Origin of the sequence: Streptomyces sp. I05A-00742 (genome assembly GCF_013055795.1) — a bacterium.
GTDB lineage: Bacteria > Actinomycetota > Actinomycetes > Streptomycetales > Streptomycetaceae > Streptomyces.
This window is the reverse complement of sequence record NZ_JABETO010000002.1, coordinates 260,711-285,313: the sequence shown is the minus strand read 5'-3', so window position 1 is coordinate 285,313 and position 24,603 is coordinate 260,711. Positions and strand designations below refer to the sequence as shown.

The following is a 24,603-nucleotide window of genomic DNA, read 5'->3' as shown; positions in this document are numbered from 1 at the left end:
CCTCCGCCGTGCCGGTGCCGTTCACCTGAGTGGCCCCCAGCCGCGTCCGACGTCCGGCCCGTGACTCCACAGGGAGCGCAGACCCGTGCAAGGCACCGCCGCCCATGCCCAGACCGTCCCGCCACCGGCCAACGCGCCCCGGCGCGCCGGGGACGCCCGCCCCCAGGGGCCGCGCCCGGTCCACACGGCGCTGATCTGTGTCGCCCTGCCCGCTCTCGCGATCTCCGGTGAGCACGGGCAGCTCACCGGCCACGGGCTCGACGGCTTCTACCGGAACGGCCGGCGCCTGCTGGCGCGGTGCGTGATCAGAGTGGACGGCGCCGAACCGGTCCCCCTCCAGGGCCGCATGGTCGACGCGGGCCGGGCCCGGTTCGTGGGCACCCTGCGGACCGCCGTGGACGAGGGGCCGGATCCCGCCGTCACCGTGGAGCGCGTCCGGGACGCCGACGGCGTCGAACGCGTCACCCTGCGCAGCTCCGCCTCCCGCGAGGCCCGGCTCCGCGTCGAGGTCTCCCTGGGCACCGACCTCGCCGACCTGGGCGTGATCGCCCACGGCACCGCGGCGCCCGAACTGCCCGCCGCGGTCCACGGGTCCGGCCTGCGCTGGACGGCGCCCGGCCTGCACACGGTGGTCACCGCCGACCCGCCCCCCGACGACGTCCTGGCCTCCGCGGGACTGCTCTGCTGGGAGATACGGCTGCCGCCGGGCGGGACGCGGAGCGTCGAGCTGCGCGTCCGCCCCGAGATCCCCGGCAGGCCCCGCCCGCCCGAGGGTTCCGCCGCCAGGACCCGGAGCGGCGCGCCATGGGGGGACGCCCAGGCGGACGGCGACGACGGGCGCGCCGGCGCGCTGCTGGCCACCAGCCTCGACGACCTCAGGGCCCTGCTGGTGCGCGACCCCAAGATCCCGGGGGACGTGCACGTCGCCGCCGGCGCCCCGTGGCGCTGCGGCGGGCTCGCCCCCGCCGAGGCGCTGTGGGCCGCCCGGATGACGCTGCCGCTCGGCGTCCGGCTGGCCGCCGGGACCCTGCGCACCCTGGCCCGCGCCCAGCTCCCCGGGCCCGGCCCCGACCGGGGCCGCATCCCCGGTGCGCTCCGGCACGCCGGGGCGCACCTGCCACCCGGCTGCACCGGGATCGAGGCCACTCTGCTGTTTCCCACCGTCCTCGCGGAGGCCAGGCGTTGGGGCCTGCCGTCGCAGGAGGTCGAACCGCTCCTCCCGGCCGCGGAACGCTGCCTGGCCTGGCTGCGGTCGGCGGCCGGTGACGGCGGCTACCTCGCGGACCCCGCCCCCGGCGGCCCCTACCGCTGCGAGGTGCAGGCCCACGCCCACCGGGCGGCCCTGCTGGGCGCCGACCTCCTGGAGGCGTACGGCCGCCCCGGGGCGGGGGAGTGGCGCGACTGGGCGGCCGATCTGCGGCGCCGCTTCCGGGAGGACTTCTGGACCGACGACCGCGGAGGTGGCCGCCCGGCGGCCGCCCTGGCGCCCGACGGCCGACGGACCCCGCACCTGGGGTCCGCCGCCGCCCACCTCCTCGACACCGGTCTGCTCGGGGGAGGGGCCCACGCCCCGGGCCTGCTGGACAGGGCGCGCACCGAACAGCTGGCCCGGCTGCTGGGCAGCCCCGCCCTCGACTCGGGCTGGGGCCTGCGCAGCCTGGGGGCGAAGGAGGCGGGGCACAACCCCTTCGGACACCGCGGCGGCGCCGTGCGCGTCCACGAGACCGCGGTCGCCGTCGCGGGGCTGGCCGCGGCGGGCTTCGAGAAGGAGGCGGGCGCGCTGGCCCGCGGCGTCCTGGACGCCGCCGAGACCTTCGCCCACCGGCTGCCGGAGATGTACGCGGGCGAGCAACGCACCACCGGCAGCGCGCCGCTGCCCCACCCGGCCGCCTGCCGTCCGGCGGCCGTCGCGGCGGCGGGCGCCGTGCATCTGCTGACCGCGTTCGCCGGGGTGCGGCCCGATGTGCCGGCGGGCGGCGTGACGGTCCGTCCGCCGAGTTCGGCGCCGCTCGGGGCCCTGCGGTTCACCGGACTGCGGGTGGCCGAGCAGCCGTTCGCCGTGCGGATCAGCAGGCTCGGCCTCGGCATGGTCGAGGAGGCCGCCGACGGACTGCAACTGGGAGTGTGAGCGCCGTGCACGCCGGGTCCACCGGAGGACTGCCCTCCGTCACGGCCGACGATGGACAAGAACCTGTTTATCGTCAGGCAGACGACTATGATCGCGTCATGCCCTACGACCCGTCGGCCTTCCCGCCCTTCGCCGTCACTGTCGACCTGGTCGTGCTCACCGTGCGCCGCCACGCCCTGTGCGCGCTGGCGGTGCGCCGCGGTGAGCCGCCCTACCAGGGCCGATGGGCGCTGCCCGGGGGATTCGTACGGTCCGACGAGGATCTGGCCACGGCGGCGGCCCGTGAGCTGGCCGAGGAGACGGGGCTGCACGTCCTGCACGACCCCGCCTGCCCCGCCACGGCCAACGCCGCCCACCTCGAACAGCTCGCCACCTACGGCGACCCCGACCGCGACCCCCGTATGCGGGTCGTCAGCGTGGCGCACCTGGCCCTCGCCCCCGACCTGCCCGCGCCGCGGGCCGGCGGGGACGCGCACAGCGTGCGCTGGGCGCCCGTCGAGGACCTGCTGCACCAGGACGGGCACGCCCGGGACGGCGAGCAGGCGGTCCCGCTCGCCTTCGACCACGCCCGCATCCTCGCCGACGGGGTGGAGCGCGCCCGTTCCAAGATCGAGTACTCGTCCCTCGCCACCGCCTTCTGCCCCCAGGAGTTCACCGTCGGGGAGCTGCGCCGGGTCTACGAGGCCGTCTGGGGCGTCGTCCTCGACCCGCGCAACTTCCACCGCAAGGTCACCGGCACCCCGGGATTCCTGGTCCCCACCGGCGGTACGACGACCCGCCAGGGCGGACGCCCCGCGCAGCTCTTCCGGGCGGGCGGGGCCACCCTCCTCAACCCGCCCATGCTGCGACCGGAGGCGTGACGCCGCACGGGAGCGCCGATCGGGACACGCCGCCTCCACTGCGTAGCAAATAGGACATATCGGGTTACGGTGCTGCGGTGCGCCCCCTGTTCCCGTGCCGTCCTCGCCGTCCGCGCGGGACGTCCCACGCCCCGCGAGGAAGGTCATGATCCAGGCCATCGGACTGACCAGCGTCCCCCGCCGCAACCGGCCGCCCGTCGTCGACGATCTCACCTTCGAGGCCCGCCCCGGGCGCGTGACCGTCCTCCTCGGGGAGTCCGGCGCGGGCAAGACCAGCGCCCTCCGCCTCATGCTGCGGCTCGACCCCGGACGCGGCATCGCCCTCTTCCGCGGCCGCAGTCTCGACCGCGTCGCCCATCCCGTCCGTGAGGTCGGCGTCCTCCTCGGCGACGTCCCCGGCCACCCCGGCCGCACGGCCCGCGGCCACCTGCGCATGCTCGGCGCGGCCGCCGGGGTCCCCGCCGGCCGCGCCGACGAGGTGCTCGACGTCGTGGGGCTCAGCGGACTGGCCGACCAGCGCATCGGGGACTTCTCCCGCGGTATGGACCGCCGGCTGGGGCTCGCCGCCGCCCTGCTCGGCGACCCGCACACGCTCGTCCTGGACGAGCCGGCCGCCGACCTGTCCCCCCGGGAGACCTCCTGGCTGCACGGGCTCCTGCGCGGCTACGCGGCGCAGGGCGGGGCCGTGCTCGTCACCTCGTCCTCCCCCGGGGAGGCGGCGCGCGTCGGCGACCAGGTCGTCACCATCCACCGGGGCCGCCTCGTCGCCGACCAGGAGGCCGCGGTCTTCGCCCGGGCCCGCCTCCGGCCGCGGGTCGCCGTCCAGTCGCCGTCGGCGGCCCGCCTCGCGCACATCATCTCGGCGGAGGCGGAGGCGGCCACCCCGCCGTCCGAGGCCCTCCCGGTCGAGGTCGTGCACGACGGCGGCAGCACGCTCGCGGTGTACGGCAGCAGCTGTGCCGTCGTGGGCGAGACCGCCTTCCGGCACGGCATCCTCGTGCACCGGCTCGCGGAGGAGACCGAAGCCGGTCCCGTACCCCCGCTGCAACGGGCCGACGGCCGCCCTCCGGCCGACGGCGAGGCCGCCGCCGACGCCCCCGCCGGAGTGCCGTCGGGCTCCGAGCGCCGTAGCTCCCAGGGCCCGCTCTCCCGCGTGCAACCGCCCCTGCCGGCACCCGGCCCGGCGTGGCCGCTGCGCTACGAGCTGTACCGGGCCACCGGGGTGCGCACGGGCTGGATCGTGGCCGCCGCCGCCCTCCTGCTCTCCCTGCTCGCCGCGGTCCTCCTGGCCCGGGCCGGCGCACCGGAGCCGAGCCTGCTCGCCGGATGGCCCGCTCCGCTGCCGCTGCCCCCGGCCGCCCTCGGCGCGGGGGTGCTCGGGGCGCTCGCCTTCGGGCAGGAGTTCCGCTACCCGGCCCTGGCGCCGGACGTCGGCAGCGTCCCCCGGCGGCTGGCGCTGCTCGGCGCCAAGCTGGTGATCACGGCCGCCGCCGCGCTGCTGCTCGCGCTCCTGTCGGTGGCCCTGGACGCCGGGGCCGTGCGCCTGCTCTTCGGGGAGCCCGTGTCCCTCCTCCCGGGGGCGTGGGCCGGTGCTCTCGCCGGGTGGATCGCCCTCACGCTCGGCTGCGCGTGGGCGGGTCTGCTCGCCGCCGGCCTGTTCCGCTCCACGGCCCTGGGGCTGGTGGCCGTGCTGGTGGTCCCGACCCTGGGGGTGCCGGTGGTCGGCGCCGTGCTCGCCCCGCCCGCGGCCCGGTCGCTGGCCGGACTCCCGGAGCGGCTCCGTTCCACGGCGCTGCTGCAGTGGCCGACCGGGGTGGACGAGGGTGTCTCGACGGCCCTGCGGCTGATGTCCCAGCCCGTCGGCTGGGCGCTGGTGCTGTCGCTCACCGGACTCCTCGGCGCGTATGTCCTCACGGTGGTGAGGGGAAGGCCGCGATGAGGGCTGTGCTAGGGCCGCAGCGGTTCCGCCGGGCCGGGGCGACCCGCGCCGGAGTGGACTCAGAGTGACCATCCGTCCGTCGGTGAAAGGGAAAGGTGGACGTCATGAGCGCGCGTCCGGTCCGGGAGGAGAACCCCTACGACACGCTCCGGAACCGCGCCTCTCTCGCTGTCCGTACGCGCCTGACCTCAGAGAGTGCCCAATTCTGTCCGTTTGGACGTCAATTGTGAGGTAATGGGCGATCACCCTTTCGTGTGCTTTTCACCAAAGACCTCAAGGCTTGTCGGCCCGTCGCCGACAAAGGAAGCGTGAGTACCCTTGCGCACACCATGATGACCGCGGCTCGCCCCGCCGACTCCGGCCTTACGGGCCCGGGCGAGCTCGACCGCTACTCCTACGCGGAGGCCCCCGGGCCCGACCGCGGCTCCGCGCACGCCTGGGACGGCGACGCGGAGCTGGGCCGCGCCGGCCGCCGGGCGGCCGGCAGCCGGGGCCGGGGGCTGCACGGCCAGCTCGTACAGCAGCTGGGGCAGATGATCGTCTCCGGCGACCTGGGCGCCGACCGGCCACTGGTGCCGGAAGAGATCGGGCAGCGCTTCGAAGTCTCCCGCACCGTCGTCCGGGAGTCGCTGCGCGTACTGGAGGCCAAAGGCCTGGTCAGCGCCCGCCCCAACGTCGGCACCCGGGTCCGTCCGGTCAGTGACTGGAACCTCCTCGACCCGGACATCATCGAGTGGCGGGCCTTCGGCCCCCAGCGGGACGACCAGCGCCGCGAGCTGTGCGAGCTCCGCTGGATCATCGAGCCGCTCGCCGCACGGCTGGCCGCGGGGCACGGCCGCGAGGACGTCCAGCAGCGGCTCGCCGACATGGCGGAGATCATGGGGCACGCCCTGGCCCAGGGTGACTCGCTCACCTTCTCCCGCGCCGACGCCGAGTTCCACACCCTGCTCCTCCAGGTCGCGGGCAACCGCATGCTGGAGCACCTCTCGGGCATCGTGTCCGCCGCCCTGCACGTCTCCGGCGCCACGGCCGGCGGCTGCGACCGACCCACCGACGCCGGTGTCGGGCACCACCTCCGGATCGTCGACGCCGTCGGCGCGGGCGACGCGGGCGCGGCGGAGTCGGCCATGCGCCAACTCCTGGTCTCGCACCCGGAGGTCGAGCGGGCGGTACCCGCGCCGCGCGAGCACTGATCCGCGGGAACGGGCCGTACGGAGAAGGAGAGGTACGCGCGGGACTGCTCGTCCGCCCCGCGCGTATGGCCGCGCGCGGGGTCGCAGGACCGCGCGGGGCGCCCCGTACGGGCGCGTGCGAGTGGGAACGCGCCGTCGGTCTTGGGTCGGGCTGCGGAGGAGCGCATCGTTCTGTCCTGTTCAGTGGCTTTTCGCGTCACTTTGAGGTGTGACTCGGGCCACGGGGATTGGGCGTAACGCTCCTTGAGGCAGCGCGATGACTAAAGAGGCGGTGGCCGCGGAGGGAATACAAGCCTCATCGAGGCGCTGTGTTGCACCGCAACTATCGCCCGCGCCGTCGGTTCATCCTTGCCGGCGGTCGTCGGCTCCGATCCGCAACGGATGGAGCCGGAAGCCGTTTCCATCGTTCCGAGAGGTTGTTCGTGTCGGCCAGCACATCCCGTACGCTCCCGCCGGAGATCGCCGAATCCGAGTCTCTGATGGCGCTCATCGAGCAGGGAAAGGCCGAGGGGCAGATCGCCGGCGACGACGTGCGTCGGGCCTTCGAGGCTGACCAGATTCCGCCAACCCAGTGGAAGAACGTTCTGCGCAGCCTCAACCAGGTCCTCGATGAGGAAGGTGTGACGCTGATGGTCAGTGCGGCAGAGGCGCCCAAGCGCACCCGCAAGAGCGTCGCAGCGAAGAGCCCGGCGAAGCGCACCGCCACCAAGGCCGTCTCCTCCAAGACGGTCGCGTCCCGTCAGTCGTCCGCGTCGCCCGCCGCCTCCCCGGCCGCGGGGTACGAGGACGAAGCGGATGACGAGGCCGTGACGCCCGTCAAGAAGGCCGCCGCGAAGAAGACGGCCGCGAAGAAGACGGCGGCCAAGAAGGCCACCGCCAAGAAGACGACGGCCAAGAAGGCCACCGCCAAGAAGGACGCCGACGAGCTTCTTGAGGACGAGCTCGTCGACGAGACCCCCACCCCGGGCAAGGGCGAAGAAGAGGAAGAGACCGGCGAGAACAAGGGCTTCGTCCTGTCCGACGAGGACGAGGACGACGCTCCCGCGCAGCAGGTCGCGGTGGCCGGTGCCACCGCCGACCCGGTCAAGGACTACCTCAAGCAGATCGGCAAGGTCCCCCTCCTCAACGCCGAGCAGGAGGTGGAGCTCGCCAAGCGGATCGAGGCCGGTCTGTTCGCCGAGGACAAGCTGGCCAACGCCGACAAGCTCGCCCCGAAGCTCAAGCGCGAGCTGGAGATCATCGCCGAGGACGGGCGGCGTGCCAAGAACCACCTCCTGGAGGCCAACCTCCGTCTGGTGGTCTCCCTGGCCAAGCGCTACACCGGCCGCGGCATGCTCTTCCTGGACCTGATCCAGGAGGGCAACCTCGGTCTGATCCGTGCGGTCGAGAAGTTCGACTACACGAAGGGCTACAAGTTCTCGACCTATGCCACCTGGTGGATCCGCCAGGCGATCACGCGAGCGATGGCCGACCAGGCCCGCACCATCCGTATCCCGGTGCACATGGTCGAGGTCATCAACAAGCTCGCGCGCGTGCAGCGCCAGATGCTCCAGGACCTGGGCCGCGAACCCACCCCGGAGGAGCTGGCCAAGGAACTCGACATGACCCCGGAGAAGGTCATCGAGGTCCAGAAGTACGGCCGCGAGCCGATCTCCCTCCACACCCCGCTGGGCGAGGACGGCGACAGCGAGTTCGGTGACCTCATCGAGGACTCCGAGGCGGTCGTTCCGGCGGACGCGGTCAGCTTCACGCTTCTGCAGGAGCAGCTGCACTCCGTTCTGGACACGCTGAGCGAGCGGGAGGCCGGCGTGGTGTCCATGCGCTTCGGTCTCACCGACGGCCAGCCGAAGACGCTCGACGAGATCGGCAAGGTCTACGGGGTGACGCGTGAGCGCATCCGCCAGATCGAGTCGAAGACGATGTCCAAGCTGCGTCACCCCTCGCGCTCCCAGGTCCTCCGCGACTACCTGGACTGATCCACGGGGCGACATCCCGGCAAAGGTCCCGGCCACCTCTTCGGAGGGGCCGGGCCCTGCTGTTTCCGGATGCGATGGGCGATCCTGGGGTTGACTCTGGGGATACAAGCAACTCCGCTGGGTCAGGAGACTGTATGCGCGCCCTGTGTCCGCTGGCCGCCGCGTTCGCGCTGCTGCTCGCGCTGCCGGGACCCGCGACGGCCGATGAGAGGCTGGTCGTGGGCGGGCAGGAGGTGAAGACCTCGGACGTCCCCTGGGTGGTGGCACTGGCGAGCAGGCAACGCTTCGGCTCGACACGGTCCGGGCAGTTCTGCGGCGGCGCCGTGGTGGGGCGCTCCACCGTCGTCACCGCCGCCCACTGCCTCACCCGTGAGGTGCTCGGAACGGAGCCGAGCGCGGCCACGGACCTCCGGGTCATCGTGGGGCGGGACGACCTGCGCGGTACGGCCGGGATGGAGCTGGCCGTCCGGGAGACCTGGGTCAACCCTGACTTCAACGCGATGAGCAACGCCGGGGACGTCGGGGTCATCACCTTGGCGGAACCGCTGCCCGACGGCTACGCCATCGCCATGGCCCAGCAGGGCGAGGCGGTCTACGCCGCCAATACGCCGGCCATGGTGTACGGCTGGGGTGACACCCAGGGCAACGGCTCGTACTCGGACACCCTGCGCGGCGCCGCCGTCCTGGTGCTGGGCGACGAGCTGTGCGAGCAGGCGTATCCGGGCGGCCTGGAGGGCTCCTACGACAGGACGACCATGCTCTGCGGCGGCTGGCCGGAGGGCGGCAAGGACGCCTGTCAGGGAGACAGCGGCGGTCCCCTCGTGGCCGACGGTCGACTGGTGGGGCTCGTGTCGTGGGGGAGCGGATGCGCCCAGCCCGGCCGTCCCGGGGTCTATACGCGCATCTCCGCCGTTTCCGCGATGGTTACGGCGCACAGTGTCGACGCCAGGCCCCACGGGCCTCAGGGGCCCGCACAGCTGGCGCGTCCGGCGGTCCCGTCATGACCTCCGGGACCGGACGCGGACGGGCGGCCGCCCCCGTAGGGGTGCCGCCCGTCGCCGCCCGGCCCACGGGGCCGGACCTCGCTCGTCGTGGGTGCGATGTGCCAGCGTTCCAGCGGTGGACTCGACGGTCCTCGGGAGGACCTCAGCGGTCCTCGTCGGACGCGGAGGCCGGGACGGCCGTCAGTCGCTCGGTCTCGTCCTGTATCTCCGCGGCGATCTTCTTGAGCTCCGGCTCGAACTTGCGTCCGTGGTGGGCGCAGAACAGCAGCTCACCACCGCTCAGGAGAACGACGCGCAGGTAGGCCTGAGCGCCGCACCGGTCGCAGCGGTCAGCGGCCGTCAGCGGGCTCGCGGGGGTCAGAACAGTAGTCACGTCGCCTCTTCTCTAGCTCGACGAGCTGTCGTACCAGGGTCAACATCCAACCAGGCCGAAAACGTTCCCGCTCGTGGCTTTTCCTCGAAACTTCCTTCCGAGTGAGCCGGATCTTGACGTTTGGCGGCGAATGAGCCGTATTGCGTGGGTCTACGGTTTCACATCGCTGGGGGGTCCTCGTCCACCCGGCCGGCTTGCCGGGTTGTTCTTCAGGACGTGCCCGGAGCCTAAATGGTTCATGCCTCCAAGGGAACGTGATGTGCACGTCACCCCATCGAGTCATCGAATCTCTGTTCGATGCTCGACTAGCATGGCCGTCGCCGCGGGTGGCGGCACAAAGGCTCTACCGGGCCTCGGTAGGCTCTGAACGGCGAACGAGCCAGCCGTGCGCCCGCAGTCGGGCCAGAAAGAAATTCAGCGAGGAGCGAACCGCGTGACCGCCGATACGTCCGTGCCGTCCACCGCATTGCTGACCGGGGCAGACCGGGACGGATCCAACTACACCGCGCGGCACCTGCTCGTCCTCGAAGGACTGGAAGCCGTCCGGAAGCGCCCGGGCATGTACATCGGTTCCACGGACAGCCGCGGTCTGATGCACTGCCTCTGGGAGATCATCGACAATTCCGTCGACGAGGCCCTGGGCGGCTACTGCGACCGCATCGAGGTCGTCCTCCACGAGGACGGCTCCGTGGAGGTCCGCGACAACGGCCGGGGCATCCCGGTGGACATCGAGCCCAAGACGGGGCTCTCGGGCGTCGAGGTCGTCATGACCAAGCTGCACGCGGGAGGAAAGTTCGGCGGTGGCGCGTACGCCGCCTCCGGCGGTCTGCACGGTGTGGGCGCCTCCGTCGTCAACGCGCTCTCCGCGCGGCTGGACGTCGAGGTGGACCTGCACAGCAGGACCCACGCGATCAGCTTCCGGCGCGGCGTGCCGGGCATCTTCACCGAGTCCGGCCCCGACGCGCCCTTCGACCCGGCCAGCGGGCTGCTCAAGGGCAAGAAGGTGCCCAAGGCCCGGACCGGCACCAGGGTTCGCTACTGGGCGGACCACCAGATCTTCCTCAAGGACGCCAAGCTCTCCCTGGAGACGCTGTACGGGCGGGCCCGCCAGACCGCCTTCCTGGTTCCCGGGCTGACCATCGTGGTCCGGGACGAGCGCGGTCTCGACGGCGAGGACGTCACCGAGGAGACGTTCCGCTACGACGGCGGCATCAGCGAGTTCTGCGAGTACCTCGCCCAGGACAAGGGCGTCTGTGACGTGCTGCGGCTGAGCGGGCACGGCACGTTCAAGGAGACCGTCCCGGTCCTCGACGACCGCGGGCACATGACGCCGACCGAGGTCACCCGCGAACTCGGGGTGGACATCGCGCTGCGCTGGGGCACCGGCTACGACACCACGCTCCGGTCCTTCGTCAACATCATCGCGACCCCCAAGGGCGGTACCCACGTCGCGGGCTTCGAGCGATCGGTCACCAAGACGGTCAACGACGTGCTGCGTTCGGCCAAGCTGCTGCGGGTCGCCGAGGACGACGTCGTCAAGGACGACGCCATGGAGGGCCTCACGGCCGTGGTGACCGTGCGCCTGGCGGAACCGCAGTTCGAGGGGCAGACGAAGGAGGTCCTGGGCACCTCGGCCGCCTCCCGGATCGTCGCGAACGTGGTCGCCAAGGAGCTCAAGGCCTTCCTGACCTCGACCAAGCGCGACGCGAAGCAGCAGGCACGGGCCGTGCTCGAGAAGATCGTCGCGGCGGCCAGGACGCGTATCGCGGCCCGGCAGCACAAGGAGGCCCAGCGCCGCAAGACGGCACTGGAGTCCTCGTCGCTGCCGGCCAAGCTCGCCGACTGCCGCAGCGACGACGTGGACCGCAGCGAGCTGTTCATCGTCGAGGGCGACTCGGCGCTGGGCACGGCCAAGCTGGCGCGGAACTCCGAGTTCCAGGCGCTGCTGCCGATCCGGGGCAAGATCCTCAACGTCCAGAAGGCCTCGGTCTCGGACATGCTCAAGAACGCCGAGTGCGGGGCGATCATCCAGGTGATAGGAGCGGGGTCCGGCCGGACCTTCGACATCGACGCCGCCCGGTACGGCAAGGTCATCTTCCTCGCGGACGCGGATGTCGACGGCGCCCACATCCGCATCCTGCTGCTCACGCTCTTCCAGCGCTACATGCGGCCGATGGTGGAGCAGGGGCGTGTCTTCTCCGCGGTGCCGCCGCTGCACCGGGTGGAGCTGACCCACCCGAAGAAGGGCCAGGACAAGTACATCTACACGTACTCCGACAACGAGCTGCGGCAGACCCTGCTGGAGCTGGAGCGCAAGGGCACCCGGTACAAGGACTCCGTCCAGCGCTACAAGGGGCTCGGTGAGATGGACGCGGACCAGCTCGCGGAGACGACGATGGACCCCCGCCACCGCACCCTGCGCCGGATCAACATCAGCGACCTGGAGAACGCGGAGCGCACCTTCGATCTGCTGATGGGCAACGAGGTCGCGCCGCGCAAGGAGTTCATCACCAACTCGGCGGCGACGCTCGACCGCTCGCGCATCGACGCCTGAGCCTCCACCCCCGGGTGGAGAGGAGATCTCCACCCGGGCTCCACCCCTGCTCCGATCCGTGCCGGACGCCGGCTCCGTAGCGTCGGATGTGTCGTCCAGCAGCGCGTTCACCTGCGTTCGACAGCCGTGTCCGCGCTCTACGGAGGCCTTTCGATGTCCGGTGTGATCGACGCAGGGTTGATCGTCGCGGTGGTGGTGGTCGTGATCGGCCGCCAGCTGAAGCCGCAGAAGGTGATGTCCGACCTCCGGAAATGGTGGGTCGTCCCCGCGGTGCTGGTCGTCGTCGCCGCGCGGGAGCCGGGGCTGGTGGACGCCGCCCATCGGGAGGCGTCCGTGGGGCTGCTGGTGGCCGGGGTCGCGGCGGGGCTCGCCACCGGGGCCGCGTGGGCGTGGACCACGCGCATATGGACGGACGACGCGGGGGCGGTCTGGGCCCAGGGCACCAGGGCAACGGCGGCGATATGGGCCGGTGGGATCGTCCTGCGGCTGGGGCTGTTCGGGACAGGCGCGCTGGTGGGCGTCCACCAGGGAACGCCGGCCACCTTGATCACGCTCGCCGCCATGCTGGCGGGCCGCACCGGGGTGGTGGTGCACCGGGCCCGGCGGTTGCTTCCGTCGTACCGTGTTGTCGCCGGTGGCTGAGACCGTCGCACGGGTGGAGGAGACGGACGTGCCCATCGAGAACTGGACCGCGTGGCCCGCCCGGGAGGCGCTCTCCCTGGTCGGCGTGCCACGTCGGCGCCGGGTGCTGACCTGGGTCGTGCGGGGCGTTCTGGTCGTGGTCTTCCTCGTGAGCGTGCTGCACGAGGACGTTCTCCGCGGAGGGCAGTACGCGGCGGTCGCCGCCGGGATCATGCTCTGTGCCGTCGCGGTGTGGCGCTGCTACACCACGACGCTTCAGCAGCGGTTGTGGACGTCGATCGGTTTGCTGTCGTTGCTTCTCGTCACGGGCGCCGTCGCCCTGGGGGCGGGATCGCACGCCACCGCCACCGGGCTGTGGTGCGTCGGGGCGGTCGTCGCGGTGGAACGGCTGCCGCTCGGGCCCGGGCTGGGCGTCGCCGCCGTCGCCATGGGCCTGTACGTCCCGACGAGCGAGCGGCTGGTGCCGGCGGCGGGAACGGTGGCCGCGGTCCTGCTCATCGGGTATTCGCTCCGACTCGACGAGGAGGCGCGGGGGGCGGGCTTCCGGATGCTGGCCCAGGAGCGCGCGGCGCGCAGGGCGGAGGCGGAGTCGGCCGCGCTGGCCGAACGGGCCCGGATCGCCCGGGAGATCCATGACGTCCTCGCGCACAGCCTCTCGGCCCAGTTGGTGCACCTGGAGGCCGCCCGGTTGCTGGTCGAGAGCGGGGCGGAGCGGGAGGCGGTCCTGGAACGGATCGTGTCGGCACGGGGGATGGCCAGGGAGGGGTTGTCCGAGACGCGACAGGCGCTGTCCGCGCTGCGGGGCGAGATGACGCGGCCGGAGGAGTTCCTCCGGGACGTCGCGGCTTCGGAGGGAGCCCGGTTGCAGGTGACCGGCGAGCCGCGCCGGTTGCCCGCGGAGGCCGGACTGGCGGTGCGCCGGGTGGCACAGGAGGCGCTCACCAACGTGCGCAAGCATGCTCCGGGCGCCCGGGTCGACATGGAATTCTCCTATCTGGAGGGAGAGGTGGAGCTGTCGGTTCACGACGGAGGAGCGCGCGGGCACACCAACGGTCTGGCGGCCTCCGGAGCCGGGTACGGTCTGCTCGGCATGCGGGAGCGGGCCGAGTTGCTGGGCGGCAGTCTGGAGGCAGGGCCGGGCGGTCCGGAGCGGGAGGGGTTCGTGGTGCGGTTGCGAGTGCCCGCATGACGAGGGATGCGGGAGACGGGGGCGGGCGAAGGTGGTTGGGGAAGCACGAGAGGGTTCGGTGCTGGGTGCGGGGGCTGGTGGCGTGGGAAGTGGGAGTGGTGTGAGCGGGGCGAGTGAGGTGGAGCGGCCACCGGCGCGGGTTCTGGTCGTCGATGACCAGACCGTGGTGCGGGAGGGCATCGTGATGCTGCTGGGGCTGCTGCCCGGAGTGGAGGTCGTCGGCGCGGCAGCCGATGGGCTGGAGGCGGTGCGGCTCGTCGCCGAACACGCCCCCGACGTGGTGCTGATGGATCTGCGCATGCCGCGCTGCGACGGCGTCGAGGCCACCCGGAGGATCCGTGACCACCACCCGGACACCCAGGTCGTGGTGCTCACCACGTTCGGCGACGACGGCTCGCTCTTCCCCGCCCTCCAGGCCGGCGCGCGTGGTTACCTCACCAAGGACGCCGGGGCGGAGGAGATCGTCCGGGCGATCGAGGACGTGAGGTCGGGGGCGGCGGGGCTCTCTCCCCAGGTGCAACGGAGGCTGCTGGAACGGTTGTCGGCGAGGACTCCGGAGCCGGTCGCCCAGCAGCCGGCGGCCTCGCGCAAGGCGCCCGAGGCCCTGCCGGACGGGCTGACGGTCCGCGAGGCGGAGGTGCTCGCTCTGGTCGCCGACGGGCTGTCGAACGCGGAGATCGCCCGGCGGCTGCATGTGAGCACGGCGACGGTGAAGACGCACATCAACAATCTCTTCGCCAAGACCGGGGTGCGGGACCGGGCGCAGGCGGTCCGCTACGCCTTCCACCACGGAATCGCCCCGCCGGGTCCGTCCCGTCGGTGACGGCCTCTCAAGTCCCCGGCGGAACTGCGTACATCGAGGGGCGTGTGCCGGGGAGGAGCTACCGGCCGGACCAGGCGTAGCGGTGTTCCGGGCGGCCTGTGGTGCCGTAGCGCAGGGTGAGGCTGAGCCGGCCGGACTCCTCCAGGCGTTTGAGGTAGCGCTGGGCGGTGGACCGGCTCAGTCCGGCGCGGGTGGCGACCTCGTGGGCTGAGAGGGGCTGGGCGGCGTCGGAGAGCACCCGACGGATCAGCTCCGCGGTCGGGGCGGAGTGGCCCTTGGGCAGTGGCGCGGCGGTGGCGGCCGTGCGCAGGGTGCCGAAGATCCGGTCGACCTGTTCCTGTTCGGCCTCCTCCGTTCCGTCGAGGGCGCGGCGCAACTGCGCGTAGGCCTCCAGCTTCACCCGCAGTCCCGGGAAGGAGAACGGTTTGACCAGATACTGAAGGGCTCCGTAACGGATCGCCGTGCGGACGGTGGTGACGTCCCGGGCGGCGGTCACCATGATGACGTCGGTCAGGTGGCCCGACTGCCGGACGCGGCCCATGAGGGACAGCCCGGTCTCGTCCGGCAGGTAGTGGTCGAGGAGCATCAGGTCGACGCGTTCCCGTTCCAGGACGGCCATGGCCTGCGCCGCGTTGTGGACGGTGGCTCTCACCCGGAAGCCCGGAACCCGCTCCACGTACGCCGCGTTGATCTCCGCCACACGGAAGTCGTCGTCCACGACGAGGACTTCGATCATTGTTCACTCCTTCGAGCGGCGTGGCCGGAGACCGTCCGGTTCCGCCCGTTGCCCTGCCCCCGTCGTACCGTCACCTGTTCTAGCGTGCGCAGAACGAGCAGAACAGGGTTCGTGCGTTCAAGCGGGCACAACGCTCAGAAGGCCGTGCGCCCGGGCGAGCGGGGTGACGGCGACCACGTCCATGCGGGCCGGTGAGCCGAGGGCCCGGCCGCAGCTCTCGGGGCGGGGCGGATCGGTGACGCCGCGGTCGACGACGACCTGCCAGGCGCGGCCGTCGGTGTGGGCCACGGTCACCTCCCAGCGGGGGCCGGAACCGGCGGTCGCGGTCACGTCGAGGGCGTCCGCGTCCTCCTCGCCGGTCAGCTCGCGTATCGCCAGTTCGGCGGCCTGGGCCGGGCGCTCCCAGGCGGAGCGGCCGCGGCAGTTCACGGTCAGCACGCGGCCCTCGCGGGCGGCTTCCAGCACTTCCTTGACGCCGTGCGCGGTGGCCCGGCCGTAGGCGTAGCCGAAGGGGAGGACGAAGAGGGTCGGCGCGAAGCGGTGGCCGCCGATGTGGGTGACCTCCCACACCTCGGTGCCCCCGGCCGCGGTCAGCTCCGCCGCGAGCGGGCGGCCCAGCAGGGCGCAGCAGCGGTCGCGCTTGCCGTTGGTGCACACCAGGGCGAGCGGTTCCCCGTCGTACGGCTCCCACAGACCCCCGTGGTCCCCGGCCCCCAGCGCGGGGAGGTCCAGCCCGAGGAGGTGCGCCGGGTCGGTGACCTCGGTGGTGCGGATCCAGGAGCAGCCGGGGGCCGTGTGCGCGACGAAGACGCGGTGGGTGGCCGGCCGGCCGCAGTCGGCGTGCCGGCCGGGGCGCCGGATGAGGGCGACGCGGACGCCCGTACCGGCGGCCGCGGCCTCCAGGGCCCGTCCGACGGCCGGATCGAGATGGCTGGCGGTGAGGGCCTCGGCCCCCCAGGGGCCGGTCTGCTCGATCAGCAGCCAGGTGGGGGCGGTGACCGCGGTGCCGCTCAGTGGCTCGGTCAGCAGTCGGGAGGCGGTGGCGCACGTGCTCACATAGGTGAGCCTAACCTGGGTTGAACGGCTCCGCGCACCGGGCCGGGGCGGCCGGACCTCCCGGTTCCGTACGACCATATCCTGGGGCGGGCGGGGGCCCCGGGGCCACCGCCGGCGACCGTGCACCGGTCGCCGCGATCGACCGACGACGGAGGGCGCCCGCGTGGCCAAGCGACAGATTCCCGTCATCGTGCTCGCGGGCTTCCTCGGCTCGGGCAAGACGACCCTGCTCAACCATCTGCTCGCGCACAGCGGCGGCAGCCGCGTCGGGGTGGTGGTCAACGACTTCGGCAGTATCGAGATCGACGCCATGAGCGTGGCCGGTCAGGTCGACTCCATGGTGTCGCTGGGCAACGGGTGCCTGTGCTGCGCGGTGGACACCAGCGAGCTGGACGGCTTCCTGGAACGGCTGGCCCGGCCGGCGGCCCGGATCGACGTCATCGTGATCGAGGCCAGCGGCCTGGCCGAGCCGGAGGAACTGGTCCGGATGATCCTGGCCAGTGACAACCAGGCCATCGTCTACGGCGGCCTGGTCGAGGTGGTCGACGCGGCGGAGTTCGCCCGCACCCGTGAACGGCACCCCGAGCTCGACCGGCACCTGGGCATCGCGGACCTCGTGGTGCTCAACAAGACGGACCGGGTGGCGGACGCCGAGCGCACGGCGCTGGAGGAAACCCTCGCCGGCCTGGCGCCCGGCACCCCCGTGGTCGCCTCCTCGTACGGACGCGTCGACCCCGAGCTGCTCTTCGACCGCAAGCCGCGCGAGGACAGGCTGGAGGCGATACGGCAGCTGTCCTTCGAGGACCTGGCCCACGAGGAGCACGACCACGGGCACGAGGGCCATCTGCACTCGGCCTACGAGACCGTCGACTTCGTCTCCGAGGACCCCCTGCACCCGCGCCGGTTCATGGAGTTCCTGGACGGCAGGCCGGAAGGGCTCTACCGGATCAAGGGCTTCGTGTACTTCGGGGTGCCCGGGCACCGGCAGAAGTTCGCACTCCACGCGGTCGGCGACTTCCTGCGGATGTACCGGTCGCCCTGGGCCCGCTCGGAGCCGCGCCTCACCCAGCTGGTCATGATCGGCAGCGGCATCGACGGCGGTGCCCTGCGGGCGGGGCTGGACGCCTGCAGGACCGCGGCACCGCAGGACGCCGACGAGCACAGCATGTGGGGCGTCCTGCGGTACACACAGGGCTGAGCGGGATCACACCGGTCCGGCCACCACCGTCACGGGCTTGGCGAGCGGCGTCCCCGAGCCGTCGCGGCGCGGGTCGGGGTCCGGCAGCACGGCGGGGGTGCCGTTGGCCGTCGCGGCGCGGGCCGGGGCCGCTCCGGCCCAGCCCAGGACCAGGCAGTCCTCGCCCTTGAGGAAGCGCTGGCAGCGCACCCCACCGGTGGCCCGGCCCTTGCGCGGGTACTGGTCGAACGGCGTCAGCTTCGCCGTCCCCTCGGAGGCGGCGCCGGGCAGGCCGCCCACGGCCCCCGCCACCGTGAAGACCACCGCGTCCTCCGCGGGGTCCACGGCGGTGAAGGAGATCACCTTCGCCCCGGACGTCAGCTTGACGCCCGCCATGCCGCCCGCCGGGCGGCCCTGCGGACGCACCTGGGCGGCCTGGTAGCGGAGCAGCTGCGCGTCGTCGGTGATGAAGACCAGATCCTCCTCGCCGTTCCGCAGCTCGACCGCGCCCACGACACGGTCGCCGTCCTTGAGGGAGATGACCTCCAGCTCGTCCTTGTTGGCCGGGTAGTCGGGGACCACGCGCTTGACGACGCCCTGCTCCGTGCCGATGGCGAGGCCGGGCGAGGACTCGTCCAGCGTGGTCAGGCAGACCACCCGCTCGTCGTCCGCCAGTGACAGGAACTCCGACAGCGGCGCACCGCCGGCCAGGCTCGGCGCGGCGGCCGTCTCCGGCAGCTGCGGCAGGTCGATCACCCGCAGCCGCAGCAGCCGCCCGGTGGACGTCACCGCCCCCACCTCGCCCAGCGCCGTCGCGGGGACCGCCGAGACGATCACATCGTGCTTCACGCGCTTGGTCTCGCCCGCGCCGGGCGGGAACGGCTCGCCGGTGGCCGTACGGGCCAGCAGCCCGGTGGAGGACAGCAGCACCCGGCAGGGGTCGTCGGCGACCTGGAGCGGCACCGCCGACGCCGGGGCGCCGGCCGACTCCAGCAGGACCGTGCGCCGGTCCGTGCCGAACTTCTTCGCCACGTCCGCCAGTTCGGAGGAGACGAGCTTGCGCAGCTCGGCGTCGGAATCCAGGATCCGGGTCAGCTCACCGATCTCCTTCGTGAGCTTGTCGCGCTCCGCCTCCAGCTCGATCCGGTCGAACTTCGTCAGCCGGCGGAGCGGGGTGTCCAGGATGTACTGCGTCTGCACCTCGGAGAGCGAGAAGCGCTCGACGAGTGACGCCTTCGCCTCCGCCGCGTTCTCACTCGATCGAATGATTCTGATGACCTCGTCGATGTCAACGAGCGCCACCAGCAGGCCCTCGACCAGGTGAAGCCGGTCGCGCCGCTTGCCGCGACGGAACTCGCTGCGCCGCCGCACCACCTCGAAGCGGTGGTCGACATAGACCTCCAGCAGCTCCTTCAGCCCCAGCGTCAGCGGCTGGCCGTCCACCAGCGCGACGTTGTTGATGCCGAAGGACTCCTCCATCGGGGTCAGCTTGTAGAGCTGCTCCAGCACGGCCTCGGGGTTGAAGCCGTTCTTGATCTCGATGACCAGCCGCAGACCGTGGGAGCGGTCGGTGAGGTCCTTCACATCGGCGATGCCCTGGAGCTTCTTCGAACCGACCAGGTCCTTGATCTTGGAGATGACCTTCTCCGGGCCGACCGCGAACGGCAGCTCGGTCACCACCAGACCCTTGCGACGGGCCGTCACATTCTCGACGGAGACGGTGGCGCGGATCTTGAAGGTGCCGCGGCCGGTCTCGTACGCGTCCCGGATGCCGTTCAGGCCGACGATGCGGCCGCCCGTGGGCAGGTCCGGGCCGGGGACGTACTTCATCAGGGTGTCGAGGTCGGCGCCCGGATGCCGGATCAGATGCCGGGCGGCGGCGATCACCTCGCCCAGGTTGTGCGGCGGCATGTTCGTCGCCATGCCGACCGCGATCCCCGTGGTGCCGTTGACCAGCAGGTTCGGATAGGCGGCCGGCAGAGCGACCGGCTCCCGCTCGCTGCCGTCGTAGTTCGCCGTGAAGTCGACCGTGTCCTCGTCGATCGACTCCGTCATCAGCGAGGTCGTGGCCGCCATCCGGGCCTCGGTGTACCGCATGGCCGCGGGCGGGTCGTCGTTGCCCAGCGAGCCGAAGTTCCCGTGGCCGTCGACCAGCGGGACGCGCATCGAGAACGGCTGCGCCATGCGCACCAGCGCGTCGTAGATGGACGCGTCACCGTGCGGGTGCAGCTTGCCCATCACCTCGCCGACCACGCGCGCGCACTTCACGTAGCCGCGCTCGGGCCGCAGCCCCATGTCGTTCATCTGGAAGAGGATGCGGCGCTGCACGGGCTTGAGGCCGTCCCGTGCGTCGGGCAGGGCCCGGGAGTAGATGACCGAGTAGGCGTACTCGAGGAAGGAGCCCTGCATCTCGTCGACGACGTCGATGTCGAGGATGCGCTCCTCGAACTCTTCCGGCGGCGGGGTCTTCGTGCTGCGGCGGGCCATCGCGGCTGCGGCTCCTTCGGTCGATTGCCGGGGGCGGACTGACGCCGACCATTGTGGACCTCCCCACTGACAACGCCGACCGCGACCCGTCCGCGGAGCCGTACGGGTCCGGGAACTTCGCGGGATGTCGGTGGGCTTGCATACAGTGACAGCAGTGTTCATCACGCGAGTCGTCGCGGGCTGCGGGCAGGAAACGGCGGCGCGGGATGCAGCGAGATATCAAGCGATCGAAGGGACGTACATGCCCATGGGTCACACGGCCGCGCAACAGGCCGGTACCGGCGGCCTGACAGCGACTGAGCACCGCCTGGCCAACGGCTTGCGGGTCGTGCTCTCGGAGGACCATCTGACCCCGGTCGCGGCAGTCTGCCTCTGGTACGACGTCGGCTCGCGCCACGAGGTCAAGGGCCGCACCGGCCTCGCCCACCTCTTCGAGCACCTGATGTTCCAGGGCTCGGCACAGGTGACGGGCAACGGCCATTTCGAGCTGGTGCAGGGCGCCGGCGGCTCGCTCAACGGCACCACCAGCTTCGAGCGGACCAACTACTTCGAGACCATGCCCGCCCACCAGGTGGAGCTGGCGCTGTGGCTGGAAGCCGACCGGATGGGCTCGCTGCTCTCCGCGCTCGACGACGAGTCCATGGAGAACCAGCGCGACGTCGTCAAGAACGAGCGCCGCCAGCGCTACGACAATGTGCCCTACGGCACGGCGTTCGAGAAGCTGACGGCGATGTCCTACCCCGAGGGCCACCCGTACCACCACACGCCCATCGGCTCCATGGCCGACCTGGACGCCACCTCCCTGGAGGACGCGCGGGAGTTCTTCCGCACGTACTACGCGCCCGGCAACGCCGTCATCGCCGTCGTCGGCGACATCGACACCGAGCAGACGCTGGCCTGGGTCGAGAAGTACTTCGGGTCCATCCCCGCCCACGACCGCAAGCAGCCCCCGCGCGACGGCCGGCTCCCCGACACCATCGGCGAGCAGGTGCGCCAGGTGGTGCGCGAGGAGGTGCCCTCCCGCGCCCTGATGGCCGCCTACCGCCTCCCGCACGACGGCACCCGCGAGGCGGACGCCGCCGACCTGGCGCTGACCGTCCTCGGCGGCGGCGAGTCCTCGCGGCTGCACAACCGCCTGGTCCGGCACGACCGCTCCGCCGTCGCGGCCGGCTTCGGCATGCTGCGCCTGGCGGGCGCCCCCTCGCTGGGCTGGCTGGACGTCAAGGCGTCCGCCGGTGTCGAGGTCCCCGCCATCGAGGCGGCCGTCGACGAGGAGCTGGCCCGCTTCGCCCTGGAGGGGCCCACCGCGCAGGAGATGGAGCGCGCCCAGGCCCAGCTGGAGCGCGAGTGGCTCGACCGGCTGGCCACGGTCAGCGGACGGGCCGACGAACTCTGCCGCTACGCCGTCCTCTTCGGCGACCCGCAGCTCGCCCTCACCGCGGTCCAGCGCGTCCTGGACATCACCCCGGAGGAGGTGCAGGCCGTCGCCAAGGCGCGGCTGCGCCCCGACAACCGCGCCGTGCTCGTGTACGAGCCCACGAGCCCCCAGGCCGTGGCCGGAGACTCCGAGGACGCCGCCACCGCCGACGACATCGCACAGGAACAGGAGACGGCCCAGTGAGCGAAGCCGCAGTCGTGGGCGCCACGGACACCGCCGAGCCCGCCATGCAGTTCCACCCCCAGCCCCGGCCCGGCGCGGCCACGCCCTGGAACTTCCCGGCCCCGGGCCGCGACCGGCTGCCCAACGGCCTGACGGTGCTGCGCTGCCACCGCCCCGGCCAGCAGGTCGTCGCCGTCGAGGTCAGCCTCGACGCGCCCCTGGACGCCGAGCCGGCCGGGCTCGAAGGCGTGGCCACGATCATGGCCCGCGCGTTCTCGGAGGGCACGGACAAGCTCAGCGCGGAGGACTTCACCGCCGAGCTGGAGCGCTGCGGCGCCACCCTGGACGCCCACGCCGACCACCCCGGCGTCCGGCTCTCCCTGGAGGTCCCGGCCTCCCGGCTGGCCAAGGCGCTCGGGCTGCTCGCCGACGCCCTGCGCGCCCCGGCCTTCCCCGACAACGAGATCGAGCGCCTCGTCCGCAACCGCCTCGACGAGATCCCGCACGAGCTCGCCAACCCGGCCCGCCGCGCGGCCATGGCCCTCTCGGCCGAGCTCTTCCCGGCCGAGTCGCGGATGTCCCGGCCCCGGCAGGGCACGGAGGAGACGGTCGAGCGCATCGACGCCGCCTCCGTGCGGGCCTTCTACGAGGCCCACGTCCGCCCGGCCACCGCCACCGCCGTGGTCGTGGGCGACCTGACCGACGTCGACCTCGACCAGGCCCTGGCGGACACGCTGGGCGCCTGGACCGGCTCCCAGGCCGAGCCCCGGCCCGTCCCGGCCGTCTCCGCCGACGACGCCGGCCGCGTGGTCATCGTGGACCGGCCGGGCGCCGTCCAGACGCAGCTGCTCATCGGCCGCGTCGGCGCCGACCGGCACGACCGGGTCTGGCCCGCCCAGGTCCTGGGCACGTACTGCCTCGGCGGCACGCTCACCTCCCGCCTGGACCGCGTCCTGCGCGAGGAGAAGGGCTACACCTACGGCGTCCGTGCCTTCGCCCAGGTGCTGCGTTCCGCCCCCGACGGGACGGGCGTCGCGATGCTCGCCATCAGCGGCTCCGTGGACACCCCCAACACCGGGCCCGCCCTGGCGGACCTGTGGACCGTGCTGCGCACCCTCGCCGCCGACGGGCTGACGGACCCCGAGCGCGACGTCGCCGTGCAGAACCTCGTGGGTGTCGCCCCGCTCAAGTACGAGACGGCGGCGGCCGTCGCGGGCACCCTGGCCGACCAGGTCGAGCAGCACCTGCCCGACGACTTCCAGGCCCGGATGTACGAACGCCTGGCGGAGACGGGGACGGTGGAGGCCACCGCGGCCGTCGTGAACGCCTTCCCGGCCGACCGTCTGGTCACCGTCCTCGTCGGCGACGCCGAGGCCATCGCCGAGCCCGTCCGGGCCCTGGGGATCGGCGAGGTGACGGTCGTTTCCGCCTGACGGCGGCTCAGCACCGCGCCCGCGCTCCGGCGTACGTGGGTGAAGACGGAGGCGCGTGGGTCCCTCGGGAGCCACGCGCCTCCGTTATGCCCGATTTATAGGAGCGGTTGCACCCCTCCTGTGTGGCGTGCGTCACGAAAACGTGGTTCCGTTTGCCGTTCGAATCTGACGACGATTAGCTTCAGGGCGGCAGTCCGTCGGATCGGGTCCGCAACCGCGGCCCCGGGCAGCCATCGCCGAGTCCCCGTACGGCGTGAGCCAGGGGAGCCGGGGAACCACATGTTCCCTGGGGTGAATCGGGTCCCTCTCCGGAGGGGGCCGTAGGAGACCTTCCTGCTCCGAACCCGTCAGCTAACCCGGTAGGCGAGAGGGAAGGAAAGGAACAGCCGCAACTATGGCGTTCACCCGTGCCACCGGGAAGCACCGTCGTCCGAGCCGTGCCGTGCGTGTCAGCGCCAATGTCGCGGGCATAGCCACCCTCAGCGCCGCGGGCGTTGTCGCCGGTGTCGCCGCCCCCGCGTTCGCCGCCTCCCCGGACGAGGCGCCGCGCGTCCAGGACACGGGCCTCACCCAGGCCGTCGTCCTCTCCAACCACGTGGCCGACAGCGTCGACGAGCAGGCCGAGATGCAGCACGGCGTCGCCGTCAAGGACGCCGCCCAACAGCGGGCCGAGAACGAGGCCAAGGAGCAGGCCGCCCTCGTCAAGAAGCGTTCGGACGAGGCCAAGCGCAAGGCCGAGGCCGAGCGCGCCAAGAAGGAGCGCGCGGCCCGCGAGGCGGAGCGCAAGCGCCTCAACACCTTCGTGATGCCGATCGCAGGCTCCTTCGTCTCCACCCAGTACCACGCCTCCAGCGGCCTGTGGTCGTCCGGCAGCCACACCGGCGTCGACTTCCACGCCGAGACGGGCACCACCGTGCAGGCCGTGGGCGCCGGCACCGTCGTGGAGGCCGGCAACGGCGGCGCGTACGGCAACAACATCGTCATCAAGCACAACGACGGCACCTACACCCAGTACGGCCACCTGTCGTCCATCTCCGTCAGCGTCGGCCAGGCCGTTATCCCCGGCCAGCAGATCGGCCTCTCCGGCGCCACCGGCAACGTGACCGGTCCGCACCTGCACTTCGAGGCCCGCACCGGTCCCGCCTACGGTTCGGACATCGACCCGGTCTCCTACCTGCGCTCGCACGGCGTCGCCCTGTAGGACGCGCGAACGACCTTCCCGCGAGCCCCGCCCGGCCCCCGAGTGCCGGAGCGGGGCTTTCGGCTGCCTGGGGACCGCCGGCCGCTTCGCGCGCGGCCCGCCCGGCCCCGCCCTCCGCTTGGCCAAATCATTTCCATGGATTCCCGACGGCCATCGGAAATCGCACGTGATTGCCATAGAGTCGATCGCGTCCCTGAAGAGGCGTCAATCATGTGCGGGGCGGCCGCATTCG

Annotated in this window: 18 protein-coding genes and 1 riboswitch; of the genes, 14 read left to right on the top strand and 4 right to left on the bottom strand. The window is 72.4% G+C overall.

What is annotated here, in order from left to right; translation table 11 throughout:
• Nucleotides 1–85 precede the first annotated feature (85 nt).
• The 6 genes from HN013_RS03155 to HN013_RS03130 all read left to right on the top strand — a co-directional run bounded on the left by HN013_RS03155 (nt 86) and on the right by HN013_RS03130 (nt 9,100).
• Complete coding sequence (locus HN013_RS03155; RefSeq protein ID WP_398978165.1) at nt 86–2,128, top strand: glycogen debranching N-terminal domain-containing protein; 2,043 nt, start codon at nt 86–88, stop codon at nt 2,126–2,128.
• A gap of 98 nt (nt 2,129–2,226) precedes the next feature.
• Complete coding sequence (locus HN013_RS03150; protein WP_171162661.1) at nt 2,227–2,988, top strand: NUDIX domain-containing protein; 762 nt, start codon at nt 2,227–2,229, stop codon at nt 2,986–2,988.
• 145 nt (nt 2,989–3,133) lie between these two features.
• Complete coding sequence (locus HN013_RS03145) at nt 3,134–4,927, top strand: ATP-binding cassette domain-containing protein (protein WP_171162659.1); 1,794 nt, start codon at nt 3,134–3,136, stop codon at nt 4,925–4,927.
• A 254-nt stretch (nt 4,928–5,181) separates the two neighbouring features.
• Nucleotides 5,182–6,120: an FCD domain-containing protein gene (locus HN013_RS03140; RefSeq protein WP_312018483.1), complete on the top strand. Its 939-nt coding sequence runs from the start codon at nt 5,182–5,184 to the stop codon at nt 6,118–6,120.
• Nucleotides 6,121–6,542: 422 nt separating this feature from the next.
• The gene (locus tag HN013_RS03135; protein WP_312018482.1) at nt 6,543–8,096 is read left to right on the top strand and encodes an RNA polymerase sigma factor; all 1,554 of its coding nucleotides are present in this window, start codon (nt 6,543–6,545) and stop codon (nt 8,094–8,096) included.
• Between the two features lie 134 nt (nt 8,097–8,230).
• Nucleotides 8,231–9,100, top strand: a complete 870-nt coding sequence (locus HN013_RS03130; protein WP_171162653.1) for a serine protease — start codon at nt 8,231–8,233, stop codon at nt 9,098–9,100.
• Between the two features lie 142 nt (nt 9,101–9,242).
• Here HN013_RS03130 and HN013_RS03125 read toward each other — a convergent pair whose 3' ends face one another.
• Complete coding sequence (locus tag HN013_RS03125) at nt 9,243–9,473, bottom strand: hypothetical protein (protein ID WP_004949045.1); 231 nt, start codon at nt 9,471–9,473, stop codon at nt 9,243–9,245.
• Between the two features lie 433 nt (nt 9,474–9,906).
• Here HN013_RS03125 and HN013_RS03120 point away from each other — a divergent pair, with 433 nt between their 5' ends.
• From HN013_RS03120 to HN013_RS03105, 4 genes are all read left to right on the top strand, one after another.
• A complete protein-coding gene (locus HN013_RS03120) occupies nt 9,907–12,027 on the top strand; it encodes a type IIA DNA topoisomerase subunit B (protein ID WP_171162651.1) in 2,121 nt (706 codons plus the stop codon).
• A 153-nt stretch (nt 12,028–12,180) separates the two neighbouring features.
• The gene (locus HN013_RS03115) at nt 12,181–12,669 is read left to right on the top strand and encodes a DUF1453 domain-containing protein (RefSeq protein WP_171162649.1); all 489 of its coding nucleotides are present in this window, start codon (nt 12,181–12,183) and stop codon (nt 12,667–12,669) included.
• Entirely contained in the window at nt 12,662–13,858 is a 1,197-nt protein-coding gene (locus HN013_RS03110) for a histidine kinase (RefSeq protein ID WP_312018481.1), read from the top strand. Before HN013_RS03115 ends, HN013_RS03110 begins: the two co-directional genes overlap by 8 nt.
• A 100-nt stretch (nt 13,859–13,958) precedes the next feature.
• Complete coding sequence (locus HN013_RS03105; RefSeq protein ID WP_171162647.1) at nt 13,959–14,681, top strand: response regulator transcription factor; 723 nt, start codon at nt 13,959–13,961, stop codon at nt 14,679–14,681.
• 58 nt (nt 14,682–14,739) lie between these two features.
• Here HN013_RS03105 and HN013_RS03100 read toward each other — a convergent pair whose 3' ends face one another.
• Together HN013_RS03100 and HN013_RS03095 are read right to left on the bottom strand one after the other, a co-directional pair.
• Nucleotides 14,740–15,417 carry a response regulator gene (locus tag HN013_RS03100; RefSeq protein ID WP_171162645.1) on the bottom strand — a complete coding sequence of 226 codons (678 nt, stop codon included), beginning with the start codon at nt 15,415–15,417 and terminating at the stop codon, nt 14,740–14,742.
• A gap of 117 nt (nt 15,418–15,534) precedes the next feature.
• Nucleotides 15,535–16,473, bottom strand: a complete 939-nt coding sequence (locus HN013_RS03095; protein ID WP_171162643.1) for a sucrase ferredoxin — start codon at nt 16,471–16,473, stop codon at nt 15,535–15,537.
• 163 nt (nt 16,474–16,636) lie between these two features.
• On the opposite strand from HN013_RS03095, the gene HN013_RS03090 reads away from it, so the two are divergent.
• Nucleotides 16,637–17,671, top strand: a complete 1,035-nt coding sequence (locus HN013_RS03090) for a GTP-binding protein (RefSeq protein ID WP_171162641.1) — start codon at nt 16,637–16,639, stop codon at nt 17,669–17,671.
• Nucleotides 17,672–17,677: 6 nt separating this feature from the next.
• On the opposite strand, the gene HN013_RS03085 is transcribed toward HN013_RS03090, so the two are convergent.
• On the bottom strand, nt 17,678–20,137 hold the full coding sequence (locus HN013_RS03085; RefSeq protein ID WP_171162639.1) for a DNA topoisomerase (ATP-hydrolyzing) subunit A: 2,460 nt from the start codon (nt 20,135–20,137) through the stop codon (nt 17,678–17,680).
• 247 nt (nt 20,138–20,384) lie between these two features.
• Between HN013_RS03085 and HN013_RS03080 the strand changes: the two genes are divergently transcribed.
• The 3 genes from HN013_RS03080 (at nt 20,385) to HN013_RS03070 (ending at nt 24,371) form a co-directional block, all read left to right on the top strand.
• Nucleotides 20,385–21,758, top strand: a complete 1,374-nt coding sequence (locus tag HN013_RS03080; protein WP_171162798.1) for a pitrilysin family protein — start codon at nt 20,385–20,387, stop codon at nt 21,756–21,758.
• A gap of 44 nt (nt 21,759–21,802) precedes the next feature.
• Nucleotides 21,803–23,170 carry a pitrilysin family protein gene (locus HN013_RS03075; RefSeq protein ID WP_171162796.1) on the top strand — a complete coding sequence of 456 codons (1,368 nt, stop codon included), beginning with the start codon at nt 21,803–21,805 and terminating at the stop codon, nt 23,168–23,170.
• Between the two features lie 224 nt (nt 23,171–23,394).
• Nucleotides 23,395–23,551: riboswitch (cyclic di-AMP (ydaO/yuaA leader) on the top strand.
• 13 nt (nt 23,552–23,564) lie between these two features.
• A complete protein-coding gene (locus HN013_RS03070; protein WP_171162637.1) occupies nt 23,565–24,371 on the top strand; it encodes a M23 family metallopeptidase in 807 nt (268 codons plus the stop codon).
• Nucleotides 24,372–24,603 lie beyond the last annotated feature (232 nt).

Coding starts and splice junctions, on each gene's coding strand:
- HN013_RS03150 (WP_171162661.1), top strand. CDS start 2,227: ATGCCCTACGACCCGTCGGCCTTCCCGCCCTTCGCCGTCACTGTCGAC.
- HN013_RS03085 (WP_171162639.1), bottom strand. CDS start 20,137: ATGGCCCGCCGCAGCACGAAGACCCCGCCGCCGGAAGAGTTCGAGGAG.
- HN013_RS03130 (WP_171162653.1), top strand. CDS start 8,231: ATGCGCGCCCTGTGTCCGCTGGCCGCCGCGTTCGCGCTGCTGCTCGCG.
- HN013_RS03100 (WP_171162645.1), bottom strand. CDS start 15,417: ATGATCGAAGTCCTCGTCGTGGACGACGACTTCCGTGTGGCGGAGATC.
- HN013_RS03075 (WP_171162796.1), top strand. CDS start 21,803: ATGCAGTTCCACCCCCAGCCCCGGCCCGGCGCGGCCACGCCCTGGAAC.
- HN013_RS03115 (WP_171162649.1), top strand. CDS start 12,181: ATGTCCGGTGTGATCGACGCAGGGTTGATCGTCGCGGTGGTGGTGGTC.
- HN013_RS03080 (WP_171162798.1), top strand. CDS start 20,385: ATGGGTCACACGGCCGCGCAACAGGCCGGTACCGGCGGCCTGACAGCG.
- HN013_RS03070 (WP_171162637.1), top strand. CDS start 23,565: ATGGCGTTCACCCGTGCCACCGGGAAGCACCGTCGTCCGAGCCGTGCC.
- HN013_RS03145 (WP_171162659.1), top strand. CDS start 3,134: ATGATCCAGGCCATCGGACTGACCAGCGTCCCCCGCCGCAACCGGCCG.